Below are 24,202 nucleotides of genomic sequence, written 5' to 3' on the forward strand. Positions count from 1 at the left end.
ACCCCGCGAACACCAACAAGGTCGTGCCCGACTCCAGCCTCACCCCCGCGCTGCTCAACCGCATCACCGCCGACCAGCCCGTCCAACTCAGCAAGACCACCCACGGCTACAGCACGACCGCATCGAAGAGCACGCCGAGCACGAAGGTCGCAACGACCGCGCCAACGAAAACAGGCAGCACAACACCTGCGGGAAAGGCGGCAACCAAACCGATCAACGGCCTCCGCGGCCAGACCGCCGCGCAGGAGACCTGCTCCGTCGCAGCCACCGGCTGACACTTCGAGGTCTCCTAGCCGCCCGGACTTCTGCTCTCAGTGGAGCGGCGGCGAGCCGGTGTCAGCGGGCGTCCCACCGAACGCGCTCCCCAGGCTCACCGTTCGAAGGCAGGCAGGGCCTCGGGAGTCCGCTCACCGGGAGGCGGCAGCGCAGGCCAGGGTTGGTCCCCCTCCCCGTGCGCGGCGACACCGCCGCTCTCCAGCGCCGCCCGCTTGCGGCCGCGCCTGCCAGGTTCACAAAGCCGGCCGGCGGCGAGCATCGTGGGGCGATCAGGCCGCTTGGCCGCGCGGATGACGCGAAGAGATCCAGGACGAGAGAGGATCAGGGATGACCCCTGAGGCGATGCACGCGGCGCTTGCGTCATGGCGCGAGACGTCGACGAAGTCGGCGATCCTGGACTTCCTGCACCTCGTGACAGCAGGTGCAGGTGCGGTTCCGGTCGAGCGCCGGTTGGCGGCTTTCGACGATGACGGGACGCTTGCACCGGAGAAGCCGACCTCCGCGCTGTCGGCGTTCCTGGAGAGCCTGCCCGATGAGCGCCGGGCGGCAACGCTGGTCCAGCACGCAGGAGAGCTCTTCCCCGGTCTCACCGGCCCCGGCACGCAAGAACTCGTGGCTGATCGGTTCGATGGCAAGACGGTCGAGGAGTTCGAGTCGCAGGCTGCGGCGTTCCTGCGCGCGGACCTGCATCCAAGGTTCGGACGCCCGTGGCCGGCTCTGACTTACGCCCCCATGTTCGAGCTCGCCGCCTTGCTGCGCGAACTGCAGTTCACCGTCTACGTCGTCTCGGGCAGCTCCCGTGACTTCCTCCGGACGATGGCGGAGTCCGCGTATGGGGCGCGGCGCGAGCATGTCATCGGTACCGAGGTCGAGGTCGAGTACCGCGACGGACGCCTGGTCCGGAAGCGCAAGCTGAACCTCCCGGACCAGGGCCCAGGGAAGCCGGCGCATCTCTGGGATCGAACCGGTGGTACCGCTCTGCTGGCGGCGGGCAACACCATGGGTGACCTCGAGCTGCTGGACAGTGCTCGTTTCGCGCTACTCGTGAACCACGACGACGCCGATCGTGAGTACTCCTACACCGACCAGCAGGCCCTCGCAGCATCACGAACCCACGGATGGACCACGGTCAGCATGCGCCGAGACTTCGCCACGATCTTCGCGAACGTCTAGCCGACCTGCGGAACCGCGGGGCTGCCGACCGCAGGGCCCCCGATTGCACCGGGGTCCGGGCGACGGGGCCGGTTCGACGTGCGCTCGGTGGAGCCCCCGTCAGCTGCCGGTCGCCGCCCGAGATGACTGTCCGGGCTGCCGCGGTGGGTTCGCTCCGGTCGCCACGGCGACCACGCGTACTACGGGCGGGTCGGTCACGGGAGGTTCAAGAGGGCGGCGAGCTTCGGCAGTCCCCAAGCGAAACCGGCTGCCCCGGTGTTCCAGTTGTGCGCGACGCCGGGGAGCTTCGTGGACTGGACGGTCATGCCGGCCTGCTTGGAAGCGGCGAGCAGCGGAGGAAGCATCCGCCCGTAACGGGCGTCGCGGGCGCCGACGCAGTAGAGCCCGGTTGTGTCGTGGTACGTGCCCGTCCTCCGCATGACCGCGATCGGCTGCGCGGCCTCGTAGGCCGCTTTGCTGCCATGGAACGCCTCTCGCACTGTGCGAGCGACGGAGTGGTCGACGGGGGCGAGCTCCGGTGAGATGGCGAGGAAGGAACCGAAGATCTGCGGATCCGCGGCCGCGAACTGCACCGCGCACGTCGCTCCCTCGGAGAATCCGGCGACGCTCCAGTCCTTGCGGCTGGTCGAGACCGGGAGGTGTCCGAGCACCCAGGTGCGGACGTCGGTGGTGACGTACGTGGCGACATGCCCCATCGGGGAGTCGAGGCACATCGGGTTGTTGCGGAAGGAGCCGAGCTGGTCGGGTACGACGACGATGGGCGCGACGCCCTGGTGGGCCCGTGCGATCGCGTCGAGCTTCGCCTGCAGGCCGCCGGCGATGAACAGGTCCGAGGGGCCCCCTGGCTCACCGGAGAACGCGATGACGACCGGCAGCTTCGGCGGATCAGCGGTCCGCGCCGCGGGCGGCTCGTAGACCCACGCGGGGCGCCCGTTCCAATGCGAGACGAGGCCGGGGATATCCGCCGTCCCCACCGTCCCCTCGGCCGGCATCGACGTCGGCGGCTGCCACTGGTGGAGATCCACTGTCGCGACCGTGGAATGGTGGAGGGACAGGGTGGACGCGCCGGTGACCCCGAGGGCGTCCCCGAGCTTCGGGAAGTACGCGACATCACGGTTGATCATCAGACCGCCCGCGGCGAGGACCGCCGGAATCGCGATCACCGCGACGACCTTCCGCCACCACCGCGTCCGGACGAGATTGACGACCGCGAGCCCGACGCCTGCTCCGGCGGTCGCGGCCGCCGCACGGATGACCTCTGAGGCCGGCACCCCGAACACATCCTGGACGTCGAGGACGAGCCAGACCGCCAGGGATCCCAGCAGCGCGCCAAGACCCGCGGCGGCGAGGGCGATCGGCCACCAGACGCGGAGGCGCCCCCGCACCCCTGGTACCGGCAGCAGGAGGGCGACGACCAGCACCGCGGCGATCCCGTAGACGGGGGCGAGCACCCGGACGGCCTCGATCGGTAACGCGAGGATGGCGCTCACTTCGCTATCGACTGTCGGCTGACGAAGCCTCCGCGCGCGGGAGCGGAGTTCGACCTGCCCGGTCGGTGCTGCAGAAATCCCGGACAGGAGTACGGGGTGGTGTGGAGGCCGAGCGGCTGCAGGGCAGCCTCCCGCGGAGCCTGCGGAGCGGTTGATACCCGGTTCGGGACGTAGCCGACCGACTTGCTCAACTCGAACTTCTCCTCGGCTCGACCCACGTCGGGATTCTGGGCCTCAATCATTCGAGATCAACCGCAGGAGCCACTGAACCGCCTCGGCGAGTCCGAAGACTCAGTCGTCAGGAGGAGTGGAGTCAGGTCATCGGATGGCCGGCTTCCGGCGGAGCGTCGTGAGCGGTGCATGGGGCCCTGCGTGTCCCTCCTACGCGCGGGAGCCACGCGAACGGTCTTCGTCCGCCGGAGGCCTCACGCTCTTGGGGACCACGGTGGAGGACCGGGTGAGTGCGCGCTTGGCCAGTCGTCGTCCATGCCAGCCGACGAGGATCACGACCACTGCGACGACCACGATGATGGCCGCGCCCTCGCCGGCCCCGCGGCTGACGGCCTCGTAGGAACGCCCGGCGACGTATCCGATGATCACGAAGGAACTCCCCCACAGCGCACCGCCGATCGCGTTGAACGCGAGGAACTGTCGGTACGGCATCTCGGAGATCCCCGCGAGGGCGGGCATCAGCGCGCGGGTGAACGCGACGAATCGCCCGAGCAGCACGGCGGGGCGACCGTGCACGCGCATGAAGTCCTCCGCCCGGCGCACTCGTGATTCCAGGAGCCGCAACGGGCCCTTGCGGAGGAGCCGGGGCCCGACCCGTCGTCCGACCGCGTACCCGACGCCGTCACCGAGGATGGCAGCGGCCACCACGACGATGATCATGGCCGGCAGGACGGCGTGCCCTCGGTGGGCCAGCACGCCACCGACGACCGCTGCTGTCTCGCCGGGGATCAGGAAGCCGAAGAACAACGCGTCCTCGGAGAACACCAGCAGGCCGACCGCGAGGTAAGCCAGCCCGGCAGGCAGCGCCAACAGGGTGTGCACAACCGCATGCATCGCGGTCGTCCTTTCGCCGCCGCCATCGCCGCCGCCGGGGTCGCTGGCAGCGAGCTCTCTTGTGCCGAGATCTTGCTCCTTGTGGCTGTGTGCCGGTGCGGGCCTCCTCACGACCTCCGCAATGGGCCGAGGGCCGGCCGCGATCGCGGGTGGTGCTCGCGACGGGAACGAACTCGTTCAGCCGCTTTCGACATGGGAAGCGCTATATGACTGTGCCGTCCCACCCCACCGGTCTCGAGTTACCGGTGGCGAGTCGCATTGGATCCCCCCAACGTGTCCGGAGGCTCACGCGTGGGTACTCCATGGTTTGCCCGGTCTGATCACCTCCGCGAGAGGCGAGGGCGCCGCATCTCGAAGACCTGGCGTTGCAGGGGATGCCGGGACGGTCTTCCCGATCGCGAACCGGCTCCGGTCAGCCACACCGAGGCGGGCGTCCTGACTGCGACGAGACCAGCCACCCACGGAAGGATGAGGGCGAGCCCGAACTCGACGGGGCGGCCGACCTTGCCCGGCTCGACGATCCACAGGACGGCCGGGTGCAGCAGGACGACGATCAGCGCCGGCACTGCGAGCCCGGTCGTGACCGTGGACACTCTGGAAGGGAGCCGGTTGAACAGTGCTTCGGCGACGAGGACCAGCCCGAAGGAGATCGCCACCGCAACGACAGGGCTGAGGTACGGGGTTCCGAGATTGCCTGCCCTCAAGTCGACGGGAGCCGAGACGCGGAGCGCCACGAGGAGGGCCGAGACGGCCAGAAGGAGCGCCCCGACGAGTGCTGGTGCGGGCGTCGGGACGCGGCGCGCGGAAGCACCCGCGATCACGAACACGAGGCAGCTGACACTCGCCCCCACCGATAGTGGGGAATTCGCCAGCCAGGGGCCCGCGTACACGCCGATCGTCAGCGCGGCCAGCCCGACGCACCACTGCCCCCACAGGGGAAGCCAGCAGACGATCCGGTAGAGCAGCACGACGAAGAACAGGGCCGACACGAACCAGAAGGTCTGGAATGGCGGCAGGGCGTAGTAGTCCCGGTACATGAGGTCGGCGATCGACTGCACCGAGAAGGGGTGGCTGGCAAGTGCCGTGAACAAGACCATGACGAGGACAGACCACGTGAGGTACGGGTAGCCGAGAGCCTTCACACGGGCCGACCACTCCTGCCGGAAGGCGCGGTCCCATTTCCACAGGTAGCCGGTGAGGAAGAAGAACACGGGCACGTGCCAGGGGAAGAACAGAAGCCGCGTCGTGTCGTTGGCCCACACATGGGCGACGACGACCGCGACGACGCCGAGTACGCGGACGGCGTCGATTCCGCCAGACCGTTTCGGCCGGGCCAGGTCCGGACCGAGTTCTTGAATCGACATCGGACCTAACTCAGTCAAGGAACGAGCCACGGCTTCGGCCCTACCCGCAGGGGCGAGGCAGGACCGCCGCTCGCCCCAAGCGCCGCCCACCGGAGAGGACGGGTGCCCCCATGGTTGCCGAGCGACCGACTGCGGGTGGAGAGCTCAGGAGTCGAACCTGACAAGGCGCCCCAACAGGCACGCTCCCCTGGGCGGCGCGAGCACCGCGTGGACCACGGTACGGGGAGGCGCTGAGAGGAACGTGAGGACCGGGCAGGACCCCACCTCGACCCACGTCCCTGGGCACCACACCTCGGCCTCGGCGTCGGCGGCCGGATGCGGGTGAGCCGACCGCAGGTTCCCGATGTCGGGTCGCGGTGCTCCGCGCCGGGCGCAGCCCATGCCACCTGAATGGCGTCCTCGGCGTCGACTCGCGATCCAAGCAACCGAGTCCCGAGTGGGAGGCTGCGGCTCCCTCTTTGCAAGATGTCCGGTCGAATCCGTCCACACGTCATGCCGCTGATCGCGCGACGGACGGTCTCGCACCGCTGCACTCCTTGGCCCGTGGCACGGCGCGCGCTCAGTAGGCCGGTCGAGAGGGCAGACCAACCCTTGCGCCCAGTTGTGCTTTGTTCTATAACTCATAGATCATAGGAGGTGCGGCGAGGTGATCCTCACGGTTGATCTGTCCAGTGACGTGCCCCTCTACCAGCAGCTGCGCGACCGCGTGGTGGAGGCGATCGCCGCTGGCGACCTCTCAGAGGGCAGCCCACTGCCGGCGACGAGGACCCTCGCCTCCGACTTCGGGATCAACTTCCATACCGTGAACAAGGCCTACGAACTCCTGCGCCAGCAGGGGCTGATCCGGCTCAACCGCAAGACCGGCGCGGTCGTGATCGCACCCGTTGCCAACCCCACGTTTCGCGCTGACTGGACCGCGCGGGCACGAACGCTGCTCGCCGAAGCGGTCGCACGAGGGGTCCCGGCCGACGAGGTACTCACGGCCTGCCACGACGTGCTCCATACCTTCAACGCTTCACAGCTCGAGGACACCGCATGACTCTCGCAATCGTCCTGTGCTCGGCACTGCTCGCGCTCGTGCTCGCCATCGGTCTGGCGCTGCCCTCCATCGCCGACCCCACCGTGCCCTTCGGAGTGCGGATCCCACCCGCGCATGTCAGTGACCCCGCCATCACCAAGCAGATCCGCCTCTACCGCGGGAGGCTGCTCGGCAGCGGGGTCCTGGCCGCCGCGGGGAGCGTCACGCTCTATTCGGTGACCGGCGAGACGCTGATGCTGCCACTGTCAGTGCTCGTCCTGGTCGGCGCCTGGTACGGATGCTTCGTCCTCGCCCACCACGGGATACGAGCGGCGAAGGCCGCCGGCGGATGGTACGAGGGGACGCGCCAAGGCATCGCGGTGGACACGGAACTGCGGACCCGTCCCCCGCGATTCCCGTGGCTCTGGCTCGCCCCGCCGTTGATCATCACGATCGCGACCGTGCTCATCGGCGTGGTCCGCTACCCCTCGATGCCCGAGATCCTCGCAGTGCACTACACGGCGAACGGCGTGCCGGACCGTCTGGCGGTCAAGTCCGTGAGCACGGCGTTCTCGCTGGTGTTCGTGCAAGTGGGCTTGACCGCACTGCTCGTCGGCATCGCGGCAGCGATCTTCCACAGCAGAGCCGACCTCGACCCGGCCCGGCCCGCGGGCTCCGCCAGGTGGTTCCGCCGCTACACCGTCCTCGGCGCCAAGGCGCTCCTCGGGCTGGCCGCGATGATCGACCTCGGGATGCTCGCATCGTCGCTGCTGATGTGGTCCGGCACGATCACCCCATGGGCACCGCTGACCATCGTCGTTCCCGTCCTGGCCGGCGTGCTTGTGGCCGTCATCGTCCTCGCCCGGAACAACCGGGACTGGGAGCCCGTCGAAGAAGGAACCGGACTCGTTCATCGGGACGACGACAAGCAATGGCGAGGCGGACTCCTCTACATCAACCGCGCCGACCACGCCCTGTTCGTCCCCCGCCGCTACGGCCTCGGCTGGACGGTCAACGCGGGGAACCCACAAGCCGCGATCCTCCTGGCCGGCATCGCCGGCCTGATCACTCTTCTCATCGTCCTCCGCCTCGGGAGGTGACGCCGGCACAGCGAACCCACAGGCCGAACCGACCTGCGCGATCGGCACGACCCGCCTGCGGTCTTTGCTCGACGGCATGGGGCTATGAACAAGCCCGCGTCCCAGACCAACGGTTCATTGCCAATCACTCGCCGGATCGTCCGCACTCCCCCGCGCAGTAGAGAATGAACCAACCCCTCCGCGTCCCGCCTGCTGATTCGTCCTCCTCAACCTCCCACTCGCTCTCAAACCGCCCCCTTGCGTCTCAGCATCAGATCAGACCTTCCAACCACCGAGTTCCCCCGCCTGTCACCTCCTTTCCCTCTTCTCCTCCCATTCCCTCTTCTTCCCTCCTGTCTCTTCTTCTCTTCACTTCTTCTCTTCTTCGAGTTTTGTTCCGTCCTGGCCTGCCTCCTGCACTTGCGAACCACCCACAGCACAAGCCCTCTTTTGGCGCTGTGCTGCGGGTGGTTCGCAAGCAGCCCCGCCTGAGGAGGCAGGCCAGGACGGGACAAAACGAGCCGAAACCCGTCGCCGAACCCATCGTTCCGAACGACGGGGCGAACGACGGGTTCGTGCCGCAGCCCCGTAGCCGTACCCGTCACACGGCCTCCGGGTGGAACGCCGGTCGAGGCGGCGTCTCAATCCTGGCTCCGTAACGCCATGACGAGACGGAGTTCTGAGACAGCTTCTGAGAACCACTCCGGCGAAGCCATCTCAGAGACCGTCCCGTACGCGTACGCAGCAACCGCTCCCCCGCACGCGAGGACCGTCTTTCTCGCCGGAGCCTGCCCGCTCGACGTCGACGGGCACGTGGTGGCCCCAGGCGACTTCATTGAACAGACCTCCGCCTGCATCGAGAACATGGAGCGCGCCCTCGCCGCAGCAGGCGCCACCGTCCACGACGTCGTCTTCGTGCGAGCCCTCGTCGCTTCAGCAGTACAGACGGACCTTGCCAAGGTCTGGGCGGTCGTGCACAACCACTTCGGAAAGCGCACCCCGCCCAGCACCCTCATGGGAGTCACCGTCCTCGGCTGGCCCAACCAGCTCGTAGAGATCGAAGCGGTCGCCGCACTCGTCGACTGACCGCGCTCCTCCACCCAACGACGAGGTCCAGAACTCACCGCCGGCGGAATGCCACACGCCTGCTCGTGAGACGCGATCGATTTCCGGAACTACATCCGGGAGCGAAGCTTCTCCGGCTCGTCCCGGGCGTCTCGGATGCCGGCCGCAACTGCCTTACGGATGATCCAGTAGAGGAGCAAGAGGAGAAGTGCAGGCACGGCGAGGTACAGCAAAGGGATCAGCGCAAACGCGATGCTTGTCACACCCGAGAATCTAGGGCGACGCGCGGCTTTCACGGGAGTGCGGCGCGGCTTCAACCCGTCGAGTCTCAGAGGACGCCGCACCCTGCTGCGACGAATCGGAACCCTGCTCCGAGACGTGCGATCAAGTCGGCCCACTCCTGCCCGCTCGAATCTGTAGGGGCCGGTCGAAGCTGATCGAGTAGTCCACGACCGGACCGGTCGGATCGGCGCCACTACCGTCGAGGCATGGACAGGACGGCGGCGATGCGGCGCTGGGACGGACCGATCACGGTGGTGCTCGGGATCCTCCTCGCTGCGGCCGCTGCGTACGGCTTCGTGATGGTGGGGCTGTCCGCCTTCATCGCGGACAGCTGTGTGGACGTGCACTGCGACGACACCCGCTTCTCCGTCGGCCTCCTGATCGGGCTGGCGGGGCTCCCCGTGGTGCTGGTCGCCGCGACGGTTGCGGCCTTCCGACTCCGCGCTCGAGGCCGCGCCGCCTTCGTCGCTCCGCTGGTCGGGTTCGTCCTCGTGGCGGTCGTGGTGTTCGGCGCGCTCGGGATCGTCTACTCGGCCGTGCCGGGCGCCTCCCTGTTCTGAGTCGCGGACGCACCGACGCTGCGCGACTGCCGGCAGCGCAGGGATGCCCTCCACAATTACGCGATCGCGACACGGTGCTTTCCGGCGTCCGCCCCTGCCCCCGCCGAGCCAAAGGGCTCGCCCCGGGCAACGTGGAACAGCCCCTTCTTCTCGATCAGCCGTCGTGAACGGTCGCGGAGCCTGCCCTCGTCGGATCCGCTCTCGGGTCGGTGTCAGAGCCCTGCTGCTGACCCTTGATCTGGCCATGGAGGCCCGCGGAGACGTCCCAGTGTGTGACGTGACCCCGGACGCTTCCTTCCGGGAGTGGGCGCTTGCGACGCGAACCATCGGCTTCAGCACCTCCTCTGAGTCTCGTCCGGATCGGGAGCGCCGAGGGGCATCTGCGCGTGCCCGTCGTAGGTCGGCCAGTCCGCAGAAAGTCCGCAAAAAGTCCGCAAGCGAGCCACTCTCTGCCTCTACAGCCGTCACCGGGCAGGACAAAAACCGCGAGTTTCCGCGGCTCCAGTCACTGTCCAACACCGTGCGACACGCCGGGGAGAGTTCGAGCTCTACTTCGGGGTCTGACCCTCCGAACTGCGACTCGGGTCGCAGTTCGGGACGCTTCATCCGACGGATGGCTTCTCGAACTGCGACCCGAACTCGCTCGATCGGGCAGCGCGAGTTCGGAGTCTTCGCTTCACGCGCTCGACGAGTGCGTCCCTCCGTGAGCCGACGAGGTCGTCCCCGGTGACACGGATCACCTCCCATCCGGCGTCCCGGAACACCTCGTAGCGCTCGATGTCGTATCGGAACTGCTTCCGGTCGACGCGATGTCCGTCGCCCTCGTACTCGAGCACCAGCCGGGCTGCCCGCCAGACGAGATCGGCGTGGCCGAGGATCCGGCCGACGGAGTCGGTCACCGGCGCGTTGAGCTCCGTGGCCATGACTCCGGCTCGAACGAGCAGCAGTCGAACCCGCGTCTCACCCGGTGACCGCACTCCTTTCCTGGCCTCGCGGAGCGCGTCCTCGAGGTTCGCTGCACCGTTCCGCCTGGTGGCCGCGATGCGACGGCGAAGGACCGCGACGGCGTCGGCCTCGCACAGCGGTGCGCGCTCGAGGAGCTCGTCGGCGACGATGATCGTTTCGTCGAGCGTGAGGGTCGCTCCGAGCTGGCACCAGGCCTCGCTCGCGACGCAGACGGGGATGCCGTCCACCAGCACGGTGAGCGGAGGGCTGGAGAGCCGGTGACCCGCGACACCCGCGGCTCGTGGCGGCATCTGCGGCCGGACCGCACTGACGTGCAGGGGTGCGACGACCTCCAGCCGTTCGGGGAGCGGGAGCCCGTGCAGCAGTGCTGCGGTCGAGTGGCTGAACCACTGCCCCGGCCGGAGCCGGACGAGGTAGGCGCGGCATGCCTCCTCGACCGTGCTGGGCTTCGAGGTGACCTGGACGCCTCGGAACGGACGCGAGACATCACGCCGTCGGAGCCGGCCCTCGGACATCCCGGTCTCCCGGAGGGCGGAACGGTCGAACGGGACGTCGAGGAGGTGTGGTGGAAGCGGCCTCGGTGTGCGCACGCCGGAGAGGATGGCCGACCGAACCGCGCCGGGGGCGACCTATCCACAGGACGATCACCGCACCCGTGGCGCAGTTCGAGCCGCTCTGGGCACCATGCAGCGGCCGGAACTGCGCCATGAGCTGCCGGACCGGTGTTGGTGGCGCACTTCCGGCCGCTTCAGGCCCGGCAGAGCGTCCCGAACTGCGACGCGAACGTCAGGCGAAGAGGCGCTCGAAGACCGCTCGGGCCCGGCGGGTGGCGCGGAGCACGTCCTCCTCGAGGAGGCTCGCGGATCCGGGCGGGTACTCGAGGATCCGCGCGATGCCCTCGAGCTGGCCACGGTCGGTCGGCAGCAGGTCGCTCGTCCGGTTCGTCCAGAGCGTGATCGCGCTCCGCACCCGCGACGCGAGGATCCACGCGTCCCGCAGCTGGGCCGCGTCCTGCCGGCTGACCAGGCGGGCGCCGACCGCGGCGTCCAGCGCGGCGAGGGTGCTCTGCGTGCGCAGCGCCGGCACGCGCGCGGCGTGCTGCAGCTGCAGCAGCTGCACGATCCACTCGACGTCCGAGAGGCCGCCCCGCCCGAGCTTCAGGTGCCGCGTCGCGTCCGCGCCCTTCGGCAGCCGCTCGGTCTCCATCCGCGCCTTGATCCGGCGGATCTCGCGCTGCGCGGCGTCGTCGAGGTCGGCCGGGTACCGCATCCGGTCGGCGAGCTCCTCGAAGTCGAGCACGAGGTCGCGGTCGCCGGCGACGCCGCGGGCCCGGAGCAGGGCCTGGGACTCCCACGTGACCGACCAGCGCGCGTAGTAGGCCTCGTACGAGCGGAACGAGCGGACGACCGGGCCGTTCCGTCCCTCGGGCCGCAGGTCGAAGTCGAGGTCGAGCGGCAGCCGGGGGTCGGTGGTGAGCCGCTTCAGCTCCGAGACGAGCACCTCGGCTTGCCGCTGCGCGACCTCCGGCGCCATGCCCGCGAGACCGCGCTGCACCACGATGACGTCCGCGTCCGAGCCGAACCCGAGCTCCGCTCCCCCGTACCGGCCCATCGCGATGACGGCGAACTCGGGCCACGGCCCGTCGTCGCGCCGCACCGAGCGGAGCGCTCCGGACAGCAGGGCGGTCGTCACGTCGGCGAGCGCCGGCCCGATCTCCTGGATGCTCAGGATGCCGAGCAGGCCGCCGAGCGCGAGCCGCAGCACCTCGCGGCGGCGCGCGGTGCGGAGCGCTGCGGCAGCGGCGTCGCGGGTCGCGTGCCGCAGGACCGTGGCCGACGTCTCCGCCCGCAGGGCCGCCCGCGGCCGCGGCTGCAGGTCCGCGTCGCGCTCCAGCCACGCCACGGCCTCGGGATGCGTCTCCAGCAGCCCGATCACGAACCGCGACTCCGACAGCACCCGTGCGAGCCGTCGCGCCGCGAGGGCGGAGTCGCGGAGCATGCGGAGGTACCAGGCCGTGTCGCCGAGCCGCTCGGAGAGGCGCCGGAACGCGAGCAGGCCCTGATCCGGATCCGGTCCCTCCGCGAACCACTGCAGCAGCACCGGCAGCAGGGTGCGCTGGATCGCCGCACGCCGCGACACCCCCTCGGTCAGCGCGCCGATGTGGCCCAGGGCGCTGCGCGGGTCGCGGTAGCCGATGCTCGCAAGGCGCGCCTCGGCCGCCTCGCTGGTGAGCTGCAGGTCGTCCGCGGGGAGCCGCGCGACGGCGCTGAGCAGCGGGCGGTAGAAGAGCCGCTGGTAGAGCCCGCGGACCCGCGACCGCACGCGTGACCAGCGCTCGAGGAGGTCGTCGCCGTCGGGCGCGAGTCCGCTGCCGCGCGCGAGCTGCCGCAGCTCGCCTGGATCCTCGGGCATGAGGTGGGTGCGCGCCAGCCGCCGCAGCTGCAGTCGATGCTCGAGCAGCCGCAGCACCCGGTAGTCCTCGGCGAACTCGGCCGCCTCGACCCGGCCGACATAGCCGCGCTCGGCCAGGGCCCGGAGTGCCGGCAGCGTCGCCCGCTGCCGTACGCCCTCGTCGGTGCGGCCGTGCACGAGCTGCAGCAGCTGCACCGTGAACTCGACGTCGCGAAGGCCGCCGGGGCCGAGCTTCAGCTGCCGGTCGGCCTGCCCGACCGGGATGTGCTGCTCGACGCGCTCGCGCATCCGCTGCACGTTCGCGACGAAGTCGGGCTGCGCGGACGCCTGCCACACCTTCTCGCGGACGGCCGTCACATAGGCGTCGCCGAGCGCCCGGTCGCCGGCGAGGAACCGCGCCTTCAGCAGAGCCTGGAACTCCCACCCCTGGGCCCACCGCTCGTAGTAGCCGAGGTGCGAGCCGAGCGTCCTCACGAGCGCGCCGTTGCGCCCCTCCGGCCGCAGGTTCGCGTCCACCTGCCAGAGCGCCGGCTCCACGTCGGTGTCGTCGAGCACCCGCATCATCGTGATCGCGAGGCGGGTGGCGACCGGGATGGGATCGTGCGCGGAGCCCGGATCCACAGGGTCGGCGACGAAGATCACGTCGACGTCGCTCACGTAGTTGAGCTCCCGGGCACCGGCCTTGCCCATCCCGATGACGGCGAGTCGGGTGGCGGCCAGCGCGGCGGTGCCCCCGGTCTGGGCGATCTCCCCGCGGGCGACGGCGAGTGCCCCCTCGAGGGCGGCGGCGGCGAGGTCGGCGAGCGCCGCGGCGACGGCCTCGAGCGCCGTGGTGCCGGACTGCTGGCTGAGGTCCCACGCCGCGAGGCGGGTGAGCTCCCTCCGGTACGCGACGCGGAGCGCTCGCCGGCCCGCGACACCGGTCGCCTCCGCGATGCCGTCTCGGGCGCCGACCGCCGCGAGCAGCGCGGCGAGCAGCGCATCCGGCCCGAGCGGCTCGGGGATGGGCGCCTCGAGCACCGCGGACTCCCCCGGATGCCGGATGAGGAAGTCGGTGAGGCCGCTCGACGCGCCGAGCACCGCGACCAGCCGCCGCCCGAACCCCGGCTCCGCGACCGCCCTCGCGACGCGGTCCGGCGCCCGGTCGTGCAGCCGCTCGAGGCCCCCGAGGGCCTCGTCGGGGTCGGCGACGGGGCGCTCGAAGAGCGCGAGCAGCCGCGTGGGATCCGCGTCGATCCGCTCCGCCAGGGCACGGATCCGGTCGGCCGACCCGCTCAGATCGTCGAACCCGGCCCGGGCGAGGTCGGTCAGCCGCAGGGCGCCGGCCGGCGCCCGTCGGTCAGAGGAGCTCGAGGTTCGTGGCGAGCTCATACGGCGTCACCTGCGCGCGGTAGGCCTGCCACTCCCGTCGCTTGTTCGCCAGCACGTAGCGGAACACCTGCTCGCCGAGGGTCTCTGCGACGAGCTCCGACTCCTCGGCGATGCGGATGGCGTGGTCGAGGTTCGTCGGCAGCGGCGAGAAGCCGAGCGCGCGCCGCTCGCCGTCGGACAGCGACCAGACGTCGTCCTCCGCCTCCGGCGGCAGCTCGTAGCCCTCCTCGATGCCCTTCAGGCCCGCCGCCAGCATCAGCGCGAAGGCGAGGTAGGGGTTCGCGGCGGAGTCGATCGCCCGGTACTCGACGCGCGCGGACTGCCCCTTCCGCGGCTTGTAGAGCGGCACGCGCACGAGCGCGGAGCGGTTGTTGTGCCCCCAGCAGACGTAGCTCGGCGCCTCGTCGCCGCCCCAGAGACGCTTGTACGAGTTGACGAACTGGTTCGTGACCGCCGTGATCTCGGGGGCGTGCCGGAGGAGGCCGGCGATGAACTGCCGCCCGATCTTCGACAGCTGGTACTCGCCGCTCGCCGAGTAGAACGCGTTCGCGTCGCCCTCGAACAGCGACATGTGGGTGTGCATGCCGCTGCCCGGCTGGCCGGACATCGGCTTCGGCATGAACGTCGCGTAGACGCCCTGCTCGATCGCCACCTCCTTGATCACCGTGCGGAACGTCATGACGTTGTCCGCGGTGGTGAGCGCGTCGGCGTACCGGAGGTCGATCTCGTTCTGTCCCGGGCCGGCCTCGTGGTGGCTGAACTCGACCGAGATGCCGAGGTCCTCGAGCATCCGCACGCTGCGGCGGCGGAAGTCGTGCGCGGTGCCGCCCGGCACGTTGTCGAAGTAACCCGCTGAGTCCACCGGCTCGGGGCCCTCGGGCCCGATCGTGCTCGACTTCAGGAGGTAGAACTCGATCTCCGGATGCGTGTAGAAGGTGAAGCCGTGGTCGGCCGCCTTCGCGAGCGCCCGCTTCAGCACGTTCCGCGGATCCGCGGCGGCCGGCTGCCCGTCCGGTGTCGTGATGTCGCAGAACATCCTCGCGGTCGGGTCGATCTCGCCGCGCCACGGGAGGATCTGGAAGGTGCTCGCATCGGGCTGCGCGAGCACGTCCGCCTCGTAGGAGCGCGTGAAGCCCTCGATCGCCGAGCCGTCGAACCCGATGCCCTCGGCGAACGCCCCCTCGACCTCGGCGGGGGCGATCGCGACCGACTTCAGGGTGCCGACGACGTCGGTGAACCAGAGGCGGACGAACTTGATGCCGCGTTCCTCGATCGTGCGGAGCACGAAGTCGCGCTGCTTGTCGACCACGTCGGTTGCGTCTCCTCTTCCGGGGGAACCGGGCGCTCCCGGGGCCGTTCCTAAACTAGCGGCCATGCCCATCCTGCGCATCGCGCAGGCGCAGACGAGCCGCCCCGCCGACTGAGCCTCGCCGCGGGCTCCCGTCACTACGCTCGACCCATGGCAGATCCTCGCGCGAAGGTGCGCACCCGGCACTTCCAGCAGGCCAAGGAGTCCGGCATCCGGATCACGGGCCTCACGAGCTACGACGTGCAGACCGCCGAGATCTTCGACCAGGCGGGCATCGACTTCCTGCTCGTCGGCGACTCCGCCGGCAACGTGGTGCTCGGCTACGAGTCCACGGTGCCGGTGACGGTGGACGAGCTCATCCCGCTCACGCGCGCCGTGGCGCACGCCGTGCGACGGGCGTTCGTCATCGCCGACCTGCCGTTCGGCACCTACGAGCTCGGCCCCGACCAGGCGCTGACCACCGCCTTCCGCTTCATGAAGGAGACCGGCTCGCACGCGGTGAAGCTCGAGGGCGGGCGCCGCAGCGCCCGGCAGATCGAGCGGATCGTCTCCGCAGGCATCCCTGTCATGGCGCACATCGGCTTCACCCCCCAGAGCGAGCACCGGCTCGGCGGCCACCGCGTGCAGGGCCGCGGGGCGGATGCGGAGGAGCTGATCGCGGACGCTCAGGCCGTCGAGGACGCGGGCGCCTTCGCCGTCGTGCTCGAGATGGTGCCCTCGGGCGTCGCGAAGCAGGTGACCGAGCTGCTGTCGATCCCCACCATCGGCGTCGGGGCGGGCCCCCACGTCGACGGGCAGCTGATGGTCTGGACCGACTTCGCCGGCCTGACCGCCGGCCGCATCCCGAAGTTCGTGAAGCGCTACGCCGACCTCAGGGCGACGCTGACGGATGCGGTCGAGGCGTTCCGCGAGGACGTCGCCGAGGGCCGCTACCCGTCCGCCGAGCACGAGTACACGGACTGACGGCAGGCCGCCCGCCGGCCGGGTCAGCTGCGGCGGTCGTCCTCGGCCCAGCGGCGGCTGTTCTCGGCGATGCGAGCCGCGGCGCCCTCCGCCTCCTCGCGGCTCGTGTAGGGGCCCGCTCGGTCGGTCCAGGGCGACTGCGCGCCGTGCTCGACCTGGCCGGTCTTCGTGTTGAACCACCACGCGTCGTCGTCGGCCATCGTCGCTCCTCGATCCACCCGGCCCTGATCGGGGCCTGAATCGCATCGTAGGCCTGCAGGATAGATTGGCCCCGTGGCCCAGGCGATCGGCATCGACATCGGCGGGACCGGCATCAAGGGCGGCCTCGTCGACGTGACGACGGGCGAGCTGCTCAGCGACCGGATCAAGCGCCCCACCCCCGAGGGCGGCGAGCCCGATGACATCGTGGAGGTCGTCCACTCGATCCTCGCGGAGCTCGACGACCGCGCCGCGGACGCCCCGATCGGGGTCTGCTTCCCGGCGATCGTGCGGGGCGGCCGCACGATGTCGGCCGCCAACGTCTCGAAGAAGTGGGTCGGCCTCGCTGCGGAGCAGCTCTTCGAGCGCGCCCTCGCCCGCGACATCACGTTCGTGAACGACGCGGATGCCGCCGGCTACGCCGAGAGCGAGTTCGGCGCCGCGAAGGACGTCGACGGCCTCGTGCTCATGACCACGCTCGGCACGGGCATCGGCAGCGCGATCATCTACCGCAACCTCCTCGTCCCGAACGCGGAGCTCGGTCACCTCGACATCGGCGACAAGGTCGACTACGAGACGCACGCCTCCAACGCCGTCCGCGAGCGCAAGGAGCTCAGCTGGAAGCGGTGGGCTGCGCTGCTGCAGACCTACTACGAGAAGCTCGAGTTCCTCTTCTCCCCCGACCTGTTCATCGTCGGCGGGGGCGTCTCCAAGCACTCGGAGGAGTTCCTGCCGCTGCTCGACCTCGCCACCCCGATCGTGCCCGCGGCGCTGCGCAACAACGCCGGGATCCTCGGCGCCGCCGCCCTCGCTGCCCATGGCTCCGGTGACCGGCCCAGCGTCGGTGCAGAGCACCTCGTCCGCGCCACCAACGAGACCGCGCCCCCCGCCTCGTAGACTTGCCCCGGAACGGGCCGGCAGACGGTCGCGTCGGTCACCGCCTGGTGGCCGCCGAGGAACGTCCGGGCTCCGCAGAGCAGGGCGGTGGGTAACGCCCACCCGGGGTGACCCGAGAGCAAGTGCAACAGAGAGCAGACCGCCACGACCGCCTCCGGGCGGCCGGGGTAAGGGTGAAACGGTGGTGTAAGAGACCACCAGGGGTCCGGGTGACCGGACTCGCTGGGTAAACCTCGCCCGGAGCAAGGTCGAACAGGGACCGATTCGGCTGCTCGCCGATGGTCCCGGGTGGACCGCTGGAGGGCTGCGGCAACGCAGTCCCGAGATAGATGGCCGTCACCGCTCCTTCACGGAGCGGGACAGAACCCGGCGTATCGCCGGCCCGTTCCCTCAAGCGCCGAGCATCGGCCGGAGTCCCTGCACGAACGACCGAGGAACCGGCATCCGCGATCCTGCGGATGCGGATCCGAGGACCTGCTGCGTTTGCAACCTCGTCGATCGCGCCGCGGCCCGGTCAGGCGGACGGACCGCCGGCCGGCCGAGTCGGCTCGAGGCCGCTCTCCGCGGTGCGGACCAGGATGCAGTTGCTCTCCGGGTCCAGGACCACCGCGTCGGGCGCCGCAGCGCGCACCTCGGCGAGGTCCGCGCCGGTCAGGGCCATGTTGCTGCCCTGCGAGACGCCGCGCGTGAGCAGCGCCGCCCCGATGCCGTACCGCGTGCGCTGCCGGTCGTACAGCGCCACGAGCGGTGCGGGCAGCTCGGCGACGAGCGCCGCGCGCTCGCCCTGCACCCGCTCCTCGTTCTCCGCGAGGCCCGCCATCGCGTCGTCCCGGTCGGCCTGCAGGGTGCGCACGCGCTCCTCGGCCGCCGCGAGCGCGGTGGCCGTGTCGGACGCGGCCACCTCGGCCGTCTCGACGGCCTCCATCAGCTCCAGCTCGTCGTCCTCGAGCGTGCTTCGCCGCCGGATGAGCGACGCGATCTCCTGCTCGAGGCCCTGCGCATCCTTCGCCGATGAGGTCGAGTTCAGCCGCCCGCGGTCCCGGGTCAGCCGCTGCTCCACGAGGGCGACGTCCGACTCGAGGCGCTTCAGACGCGTCCGGAGGTCCTCCAGCGCGCCCCGCTCGTCGGCGGCGCGGCGGCGCAGCGCCGTCTGCTCGGCGGTCGCGGCCGCGAGGTCGCCCCCCTGCTGCAGCCGGCGGCGGTGGGCGGCGATACGGCCGAGCTCGTCGTCGAGCGCCTGCAGCTCGAGGAGCCGCGCCTGCACCTCCGGAGGGGCGGTCACTCCAGAGACGCTCATCCCTCCACACTATCGACGGCCTGGCGGCCGCCGCTGCGCAGCCGCGACGCAGGTGGGGCTGCGGCACCGGTGCCCGCGATGCGCGCGACCGCCGCGGCGAGGATGCCCAGCACGAAGGCGGCGGCCAGGCCGATCGCGGGCGAGCCGCGCCACGCGCCGTCCCGCGCAACACCGAGCGCGTCGAGCACAGGGCTGTGCTCGCCTGCAGCGAGCAGCCCGTCGACGAGCAGCCAGCCGACCACCACCGCCCCAGCTGCTGCCCAGGTGAGGGCCGCCGACGCCGAACGCACCGCGGCGCGCCGCAGCGGCGCGAGCGTCGCCACGCCCGTCCAGACCGCAGTGGGGACCCCGAGGACCGGGCCGAGCGTTCCAAGCGCAGTCCCCGCATCCATGCCGCCCGCGAGCAGCACGAGGGCCAGCGCCAGGGCGAGCAGCCCGGCCGCGACGGCCCCGAGGCGCGACGAGCGCCCGGCGCTGATCAGAACGGCGGCGGTCTCCCCGGCGGTCGAGACGAGCAGCGCGGGCAGCGGCAGCGCGGCGACGAGCAGCAGCACCGCGAGCGGTCCCGCGGCGGCTGCGGGCGTCGCCCCCGCGAGCACGTCGGCGAACGCCGTCGCAGGATCGCCCACCACCCCGGCGCCACGACCCACGGCCAGCGACAGGACGAGCACCACGAGCCCCGCGACGGCGCTGAGCGCCACCCCGAGTGCCGCGCCGCGTCCCCGCACCCGGCCCGCCGCGGTGCGGGTCGTGTCCGCGGCGGTGATCGCGAGCACGAGGCCGAGCACCGCGAAGGCGGTCGCGCCCGCGGCCACCGCGCTGCCGGGCGGGGGCTCCGCGGCGACGGTCACCGTCACCGCGGGCGCCATGACCGTCAGCAGCCCGAGCGTGCCGACCAGCGCGGCCGCCGAGAGGATCCCGAGCACGACTCGCGTGATGCGGCGAGCCCAGACGGTCGCCACGACCGCACCGAGGCCGGCGATCACCATCGCCGCGACGGATGCGGCCGCGGAGGACGCGCCGCCGACGCCGGTCCGGCCGACGAAGCCCGCCGCGAGATCGCCGACCGCGAGGATCGCGATCGCCGCGGCGAGCAGGCGTGCGGCGAGCAGGACGGCCGCCACGACGACGCCGCCGCGTGGTCCGAAGAGCCGGGCGGCGAGGGCCGGCGAGCCCACCCGATCGGTCTCCGCCGCGGTGACCAGCCGGACCGCCGCCGGCACGGCGACGGCGACGCCGAGGACCATCGCACCGGCGGCGGCGCCTCCCGCGCCGAGCGTGGCGAGCCCGAAGCCGGCGAGCAGCAGCACCGGGGATGCGAACGCGCCGCACCAGAGCAGCAGCATCGCGAGCAGCGAGGGACCGCCGAGCGGCGCCCGCCGTTCCGCGGCATCGGTACCGTCCGCGGCGACGGTGATGGTGCCGGTGACCGGCGAGGCGGGCTCGACCATCGGGGGTAGCGGCACCGCCGCGGTCGCGGCCGCCGAGACGGCGTGGATGCCGGTGTCGACCTCGTCGACGCCGTCGTCCTCCTCGTCCCGCGGGATCAGGGCAGGGATGAGCGCGGGTGCCGGTTCGAGCGCGGGCGGGGCCGCGGGCACAGCCACCTGCGGGTCGGCGCTGCGTGCACGGAAGCGGCGGCGGCGCACCGGCGCGACGGGTCCCGGCTCAGGCTCAGGCGCCGGCTCCGCATCCGCGCTCGGCTCCTGCTCCCGCGACGGGACGGCCGGGATGGGCAGGTCCGGCAGGGGTCCGAGCGACGCACGGGAGAGCGCCATCGTCGGTGCGTCCTCGTCGGCGTGCTCGGCGACGTCGTCGCCCGGCTCCTCCGGGAGGCGGGGACGACCGATCGAGCGCAGCGAGCGCTCCCACGACTCGTAGAGCGTCGGCGGCAGTGCCAGCGGGCCCGTCTCGTGGAGCGGGTCCTGCAGCGCACCCGGCGCGGGCGCGGACGGCGCGACCGCGCTCGCCGGTGCGAGGTCGGCCGAGTCCGCTGCCGCCGGGGCGACATCCGCGACCCCCGGATCCAGCGCGGCGGCCGGGCTCACCGCCGTGACGTCGGCCCGGTCGGGAGCCGCGGGGGCGACATCCGCGACCCCCGGCTCCGGCGCAGCGACATCGTCGAGCGGCCCGGCGTCGGGTGCCGCCATCTCGGGGACCACCGTGCGCACCGGCTGCGTCGTCGGCGGCTCGGCGACCGACTGGGCCGCTCGCCGGCGGCCGGGAGCGGCCACGCCGACGCGGTGCTCCCCCGTCGTGGAGAACGCCTGCGCGCGGGCCGAGCGCGGTGGCACCGGGACGGCGGAGTCGTCGGGGACGACCACGGGCGCCTGGCCGGCGCGGCGGCCGCCGTGCCGGGACGTCTCGACGTGCCGATGGTGCTCCTGGAGCGGCTGCTCCGGCTCGGCGGAGCCCGGCGGGGACACCTTGACCGCCGGAGCACGGCTTTCCGCGCGTCGGGCGGATCGCGGGGCCATCACCTCGGGCCGGGCGTCCTCGGCCTGCGTCGCAGCGGGACCGCGCTCGGAGCCGGGCGCTGCCGCCGCGTTCCGGGGCGCGGCAGCGGGCGAGGGTCTGGCGGCGTCGGCCGCGGGGCGCCGGGAACTGCGCGCCGCGGGCACCGGTGGTTCGGGCGAGATCGCGGGCGGAATCGGCGCTGCGCCCCGGGGGGCCGCAGGCGGACCGAACGGCACCGCGGAGGTCCGCAGCACCGGGACAGCGCCGGTGGGCGCGATCCGCTCGAGCTCGGCGGCGAGTGCGGCGGCGAGCTCGTCGTCGTCGACGATCTGGTCGCCCGGACCGGCTGCCGCATGCCCGCGGGGCCGGTCGTCCGCCATGGCGAGCATCGTATCGACCGCCTGGCGCCTGTCGGGGAGGCGCGGGGAGTTCCCCGCCCTACCCGTCCTGGCTCGCCGGGGACCGGCGCGGCCGCTCGTGCTCGGCGGCTCAGGCCACCGGACGGAGCGGCACGACGTCGTCGGCGACGGCCTCCTGCGAGGCGGGGTGCTCCACCATGGCGATGACCCTGCTCGCCATGAACCGGGCGGTGCGCACGGGCGTGCCGCCTCTGGTCACCTCGGTCACCTCGACGAGGCCGCGACCGTGGGCGATATCCAGCCGCCTGCCTGCCCGAGTCGCCTCGATCTCATACGTCTTCGTGTCGCCGCCCGTGTCCACGACGACCTCGACCCGATCACCCTTCATGACTGCCTCCCTGGCTCTTCACCAGATACAACACCCCGGGTCAGACAGTGATTCCGCAGCCGACGCCCTCGCGGTCGGAGAAGCCGTGGCAGCGTGTCCGGATGCCCGCGCGACAGCCACCCGGCCCGGAGGCGCTCGCGGCGTTCGGCGTGGTCGACGCCCGTCCGGAGCCCCTCCGCGGCGGCGCGGGCACGAGCTGGCGGGCCCGCGGGCACACCGACCTGGTGCTGAAGCCTGTGGGCGGCCCGTCGGCCGAGACGGAGGTCGGCTGGTGGGCCGCAGCGCTTCCGGACGTGCGAGCGAGGGTCTCCGGCATCCGCCTCGTCACGCCGGTGCCGACCGTGGGGGGACGGTGGACCGCCGACGGCTGGCGTGCTGACGTCTGGCTGCCGGGCGAGCCACGACCGGATCGCCCGCTGGATGTGCTGGCGGCCGCGGAGCGGTTGCACGCGGCGCTCGCGCCGCTGCCGGCGCCGTCCTTCCTCCGCGCGCGCTCAGACCGCTGGGCGCTCGCGGACCGGGCGGCCTGGGGCGAGATCGAGATCGAGATCGAGATCCCTGCGCCCTTCGAGGCGCTCGCGCGCCGGCTGCGCCGGCTCACGACACCGAGCGACGAGCCTCCGCAGCTCGTGCATCTGGATCTGCTGGGCAACGTGCTGCTCGCACCCGGCCTCGCTCCGGCGGTGATCGACCTGTCGCCCTACCGGCGCCCGGCCGTGCACGGGTCGGCGGTGGTCGTCGCCGACGCGCTCCTGCGCGGTGGGTCGAGCGAAGCGCTGCTGTCGAGCACGGGATGGGCGGGAACGCCCCCGGCGCTGGCTCGTGCTCTGCTCTTCCGGCTGCTCGACGAGGGGCAGCAGGCGGCCGACGGCACGGCGACGATCGGCCTCGCACCGTACGAGCGCGTCGCGACAACGCTCGAGCGGATGGCCGCGGCGGCCGACTGAGCACGGCCGACGAGTTCACCTGAGGCCGGGCGACGTCTCGATCCGCACGTCGGGGAGCGCGGCGAGGAAGGCGCTCCCCCATCGGCCGGACGCGGTGCCCGAGCCGGGCTCCGCGTCGCCCGCGAGCACGCGCTCCGCCGCGGCCACGGCCGCCTCCGCCGAGAACCGGAAGCCGTCGCCCGTGCGCAGCGACGCCCACGCGGTCGTGCCGTCGGCCACCGTCAGCTCGGCCCAGGCGCGACTGACCGGTTCCCGGTCCCCCTGTCTGGGTCTGGGTCTGGGCCGGCTCGGAGGCAAGGCCGGGAGCCGCTTGGCGGCCGCCGCCACCGCGGGGAGCACGAGCCGGGCCGCGGGGCGCGGCAGCGGCATGGCGACGCCGACCGCGACGGAGTGGATGCCGGTGGTCAGCGGCGTGATCGCGAGGTCGGCAAGTCCGACCGGGACGAGCAGCGGCCCGTTGTCCGGGGCGCGATAGGCGCCGCGGCCGAGCGGCGCTCGCTCGAGCACGCCCGCCTCCAGTCGCCGAGCGCCGGCCCGCACGACCTCGCGGGCGCTCGCTGCGACGCCCCTGCTGCCGCCGTCGGAGCCGATCGCCATGCCGAGCCGGAGCCGCACGCCGTCCGGGATCCGCTCCGTCAGCAGCCGGGCGAGCCCGTCGGTGGCGACGGTGCCGAACCCGACAGCCGGGGTGGCGCTGATTCCGGCCGCGGTGAGCGCGCCGTCGGCCCTCAGCACGGCGAGGACCGGGGCGAGGTCGTTGGAGAGATCGAGGTAGGAGGTGCGGGACGCGATCGCGGCCTTCAGCACCGGCTCTGCCGTGGCGTCGAACGGTCCGGCCACGTTCACGACCACGTCCGCCCGCTCGAGGGCCCGCGGCAGCGCGTCGCCGTCGACGGTGGCGGCGACCCACGGGCGGCCGAGCCGGCGTCCGAGCGCGGCCAGGACCACCTCGTCGCGGCCGACGAGGAGCACGTCGAGGCCGCGGGCGACGGCGACCTCGGCCACGAGCGACCCGGTCCTGCCGGTCGCACCGACCACTGCCAGCACGCCTGGATCCTGGCAGAGACGACACGCCGTGGCGAGGCTCGCTTCGAATCGTGGGCCCTGCCGGGTTCGACTCCCTGGCGCCCCCGCCAGCCGAGCCGGTGGGCCCTGCCGGGTTCGAACCGACGACATCCACGGTGTAAACGTGGCGCTCTACCGACTGAGCTAAAGGCCCTTCCTGACGGAGCCTAGCCACGAGCAGGTGGCGTGACGGAGGGCGAT

19 protein-coding genes, 1 tRNA gene, 1 other RNA gene and 1 pseudogene are annotated in these 24,202 nt (G+C 71.9%); 10 read left to right on the forward strand and 12 right to left on the reverse strand.

All coding sequences use genetic code 11. The features are described 5' to 3' along the window. Both VIG76_RS13200 and VIG76_RS13205 read left to right on the forward strand, forming a co-directional pair. Positions 1–275, forward strand: a pseudogene (locus VIG76_RS13200) (hypothetical protein); the annotation flags it as partial. A 328-nt stretch (positions 276–603) separates the two neighbouring features. After that, complete coding sequence (locus VIG76_RS13205) at positions 604–1,449, forward strand: HAD family hydrolase (protein WP_331954906.1); 846 nt, start codon at positions 604–606, stop codon at positions 1,447–1,449. Positions 1,450–1,643: 194 nt separating this feature from the next. Here VIG76_RS13205 and VIG76_RS13210 read toward each other — a convergent pair whose 3' ends face one another. From VIG76_RS13210 to VIG76_RS13220, 3 genes are all read right to left on the reverse strand, one after another. After that, positions 1,644–2,939, reverse strand: a complete 1,296-nt coding sequence (locus tag VIG76_RS13210; protein ID WP_331954908.1) for an alpha/beta hydrolase — start codon at positions 2,937–2,939, stop codon at positions 1,644–1,646. Between the two features lie 381 nt (positions 2,940–3,320). Next, positions 3,321–4,004, reverse strand: a complete 684-nt coding sequence (locus tag VIG76_RS13215; protein WP_331954910.1) for a DedA family protein — start codon at positions 4,002–4,004, stop codon at positions 3,321–3,323. 320 nt (positions 4,005–4,324) lie between these two features. Beyond that, complete coding sequence (locus tag VIG76_RS13220; protein WP_331954912.1) at positions 4,325–5,368, reverse strand: acyltransferase family protein; 1,044 nt, start codon at positions 5,366–5,368, stop codon at positions 4,325–4,327. A 646-nt stretch (positions 5,369–6,014) separates the two neighbouring features. Here VIG76_RS13220 and VIG76_RS13225 point away from each other — a divergent pair. From VIG76_RS13225 to VIG76_RS13240, 4 genes are all read left to right on the forward strand, one after another. Next, a complete protein-coding gene (locus VIG76_RS13225) occupies positions 6,015–6,407 on the forward strand; it encodes a GntR family transcriptional regulator (protein WP_331954915.1) in 393 nt (130 codons plus the stop codon). Further along, positions 6,404–7,486, forward strand: coding sequence for a DUF1648 domain-containing protein (locus VIG76_RS13230; protein WP_331954917.1), 1,083 nt, complete (start codon positions 6,404–6,406; stop codon positions 7,484–7,486). The genes VIG76_RS13225 and VIG76_RS13230 overlap by 4 nt, the downstream gene beginning before the upstream one ends. A gap of 642 nt (positions 7,487–8,128) precedes the next feature. After that, on the forward strand, positions 8,129–8,551 hold the full coding sequence (locus tag VIG76_RS13235) for a RidA family protein (RefSeq protein WP_331954919.1): 423 nt from the start codon (positions 8,129–8,131) through the stop codon (positions 8,549–8,551). A 467-nt stretch (positions 8,552–9,018) separates the two neighbouring features. Continuing rightward, positions 9,019–9,372, forward strand: coding sequence for a hypothetical protein (locus VIG76_RS13240; RefSeq protein WP_331954921.1), 354 nt, complete (start codon positions 9,019–9,021; stop codon positions 9,370–9,372). Between the two features lie 602 nt (positions 9,373–9,974). Here the strand turns inward: VIG76_RS13240 and VIG76_RS13245 are convergent. The 3 genes from VIG76_RS13245 to VIG76_RS13255 all read right to left on the reverse strand — a co-directional run bounded on the left by VIG76_RS13245 (position 9,975) and on the right by VIG76_RS13255 (position 15,430). Beyond that, entirely contained in the window at positions 9,975–10,853 is an 879-nt protein-coding gene (locus VIG76_RS13245) for a hypothetical protein (protein ID WP_331954923.1), read from the reverse strand. Between the two features lie 271 nt (positions 10,854–11,124). Beyond that, the gene (locus tag VIG76_RS13250) at positions 11,125–14,121 is read right to left on the reverse strand and encodes a bifunctional [glutamine synthetase] adenylyltransferase/[glutamine synthetase]-adenylyl-L-tyrosine phosphorylase (RefSeq protein ID WP_331954925.1); all 2,997 of its coding nucleotides are present in this window, start codon (positions 14,119–14,121) and stop codon (positions 11,125–11,127) included. Further along, positions 14,090–15,430 (reverse strand): glutamine synthetase family protein, encoded by a 1,341-nt coding sequence (locus tag VIG76_RS13255; protein WP_331954927.1) that lies wholly within the window; start codon positions 15,428–15,430, stop codon positions 14,090–14,092. Before VIG76_RS13255 ends, VIG76_RS13250 begins: the two co-directional genes overlap by 32 nt. Before the next feature lie 150 nt (positions 15,431–15,580). Here VIG76_RS13255 and panB point away from each other — a divergent pair, with 150 nt between their 5' ends. Continuing rightward, the gene (gene panB / locus VIG76_RS13260) at positions 15,581–16,393 is read left to right on the forward strand and encodes a 3-methyl-2-oxobutanoate hydroxymethyltransferase (protein WP_331954929.1); all 813 of its coding nucleotides are present in this window, start codon (positions 15,581–15,583) and stop codon (positions 16,391–16,393) included. A 23-nt stretch (positions 16,394–16,416) separates the two neighbouring features. On the opposite strand, the gene VIG76_RS13265 is transcribed toward panB, so the two are convergent. Continuing rightward, positions 16,417–16,593, reverse strand: a complete 177-nt coding sequence (locus tag VIG76_RS13265; RefSeq protein WP_331954931.1) for an SPOR domain-containing protein — start codon at positions 16,591–16,593, stop codon at positions 16,417–16,419. Between the two features lie 73 nt (positions 16,594–16,666). Between VIG76_RS13265 and ppgK the strand changes: the two genes are divergently transcribed. Beyond that, entirely contained in the window at positions 16,667–17,488 is an 822-nt protein-coding gene (gene ppgK / locus VIG76_RS13270) for a polyphosphate--glucose phosphotransferase (protein WP_331954933.1), read from the forward strand. Between the two features lie 12 nt (positions 17,489–17,500). Then, positions 17,501–17,878, forward strand: an RNA gene (gene rnpB / locus VIG76_RS13275) — RNase P RNA component class A. A 124-nt stretch (positions 17,879–18,002) separates the two neighbouring features. Here rnpB and VIG76_RS13280 read toward each other — a convergent pair. The 3 genes from VIG76_RS13280 to VIG76_RS13290 all read right to left on the reverse strand — a co-directional run bounded on the left by VIG76_RS13280 (position 18,003) and on the right by VIG76_RS13290 (position 21,989). Further along, positions 18,003–18,785 carry a zinc ribbon domain-containing protein gene (locus VIG76_RS13280; RefSeq protein ID WP_331954935.1) on the reverse strand — a complete coding sequence of 261 codons (783 nt, stop codon included), beginning with the start codon at positions 18,783–18,785 and terminating at the stop codon, positions 18,003–18,005. Then, entirely contained in the window at positions 18,782–21,622 is a 2,841-nt protein-coding gene (locus VIG76_RS13285; RefSeq protein WP_331954937.1) for a hypothetical protein, read from the reverse strand. Before VIG76_RS13285 ends, VIG76_RS13280 begins: the two co-directional genes overlap by 4 nt. A 109-nt stretch (positions 21,623–21,731) precedes the next feature. Beyond that, positions 21,732–21,989, reverse strand: coding sequence for a hypothetical protein (locus tag VIG76_RS13290; RefSeq protein ID WP_331954939.1), 258 nt, complete (start codon positions 21,987–21,989; stop codon positions 21,732–21,734). Between the two features lie 101 nt (positions 21,990–22,090). Here VIG76_RS13290 and VIG76_RS13295 point away from each other — a divergent pair, with 101 nt between their 5' ends. Beyond that, the gene (locus VIG76_RS13295) at positions 22,091–22,936 is read left to right on the forward strand and encodes an aminoglycoside phosphotransferase/kinase family protein (protein WP_331954941.1); all 846 of its coding nucleotides are present in this window, start codon (positions 22,091–22,093) and stop codon (positions 22,934–22,936) included. 15 nt (positions 22,937–22,951) lie between these two features. Here VIG76_RS13295 and VIG76_RS13300 read toward each other — a convergent pair whose 3' ends face one another. Together VIG76_RS13300 and VIG76_RS13305 are read right to left on the reverse strand one after the other, a co-directional pair. Then, entirely contained in the window at positions 22,952–23,983 is a 1,032-nt protein-coding gene (locus VIG76_RS13300; RefSeq protein ID WP_331954943.1) for a saccharopine dehydrogenase NADP-binding domain-containing protein, read from the reverse strand. A 99-nt stretch (positions 23,984–24,082) separates the two neighbouring features. Then, positions 24,083–24,155, reverse strand: a tRNA-Val gene (locus tag VIG76_RS13305). Positions 24,156–24,202 lie beyond the last annotated feature (47 nt).

This window comes from Amnibacterium sp. (genome assembly GCF_036559085.1).
Classification (GTDB): Bacteria; Actinomycetota; Actinomycetes; order Actinomycetales; family Microbacteriaceae; genus Amnibacterium.

Bases quoted from the DNA above. Each gene is read 5' to 3' on its own strand.
- VIG76_RS13205 (WP_331954906.1), top strand. From the start codon at position 604: ATGACCCCTGAGGCGATGCACGCGGCGCTTGCGTCATGGCGCGAGACG.
- VIG76_RS13215 (WP_331954910.1), bottom strand. From the start codon at position 4,004: ATGCATGCGGTTGTGCACACCCTGTTGGCGCTGCCTGCCGGGCTGGCT.
- VIG76_RS13220 (WP_331954912.1), bottom strand. From the start codon at position 5,368: ATGTCGATTCAAGAACTCGGTCCGGACCTGGCCCGGCCGAAACGGTCT.
- VIG76_RS13230 (WP_331954917.1), top strand. From the start codon at position 6,404: ATGACTCTCGCAATCGTCCTGTGCTCGGCACTGCTCGCGCTCGTGCTC.
- VIG76_RS13235 (WP_331954919.1), top strand. From the start codon at position 8,129: ATGACGAGACGGAGTTCTGAGACAGCTTCTGAGAACCACTCCGGCGAA.
- VIG76_RS13240 (WP_331954921.1), top strand. From the start codon at position 9,019: ATGGACAGGACGGCGGCGATGCGGCGCTGGGACGGACCGATCACGGTG.
- VIG76_RS13245 (WP_331954923.1), bottom strand. From the start codon at position 10,853: ATGTCCGAGGGCCGGCTCCGACGGCGTGATGTCTCGCGTCCGTTCCGA.
- VIG76_RS13250 (WP_331954925.1), bottom strand. From the start codon at position 14,121: ATGAGCTCGCCACGAACCTCGAGCTCCTCTGACCGACGGGCGCCGGCC.
- panB (WP_331954929.1), top strand. From the start codon at position 15,581: ATGGCAGATCCTCGCGCGAAGGTGCGCACCCGGCACTTCCAGCAGGCC.
- VIG76_RS13265 (WP_331954931.1), bottom strand. From the start codon at position 16,593: ATGGCCGACGACGACGCGTGGTGGTTCAACACGAAGACCGGCCAGGTC.
- VIG76_RS13280 (WP_331954935.1), bottom strand. From the start codon at position 18,785: ATGAGCGTCTCTGGAGTGACCGCCCCTCCGGAGGTGCAGGCGCGGCTC.
- VIG76_RS13285 (WP_331954937.1), bottom strand. From the start codon at position 21,622: ATGGCGGACGACCGGCCCCGCGGGCATGCGGCAGCCGGTCCGGGCGAC.
- VIG76_RS13290 (WP_331954939.1), bottom strand. From the start codon at position 21,989: ATGAAGGGTGATCGGGTCGAGGTCGTCGTGGACACGGGCGGCGACACG.
- VIG76_RS13295 (WP_331954941.1), top strand. From the start codon at position 22,091: ATGCCCGCGCGACAGCCACCCGGCCCGGAGGCGCTCGCGGCGTTCGGC.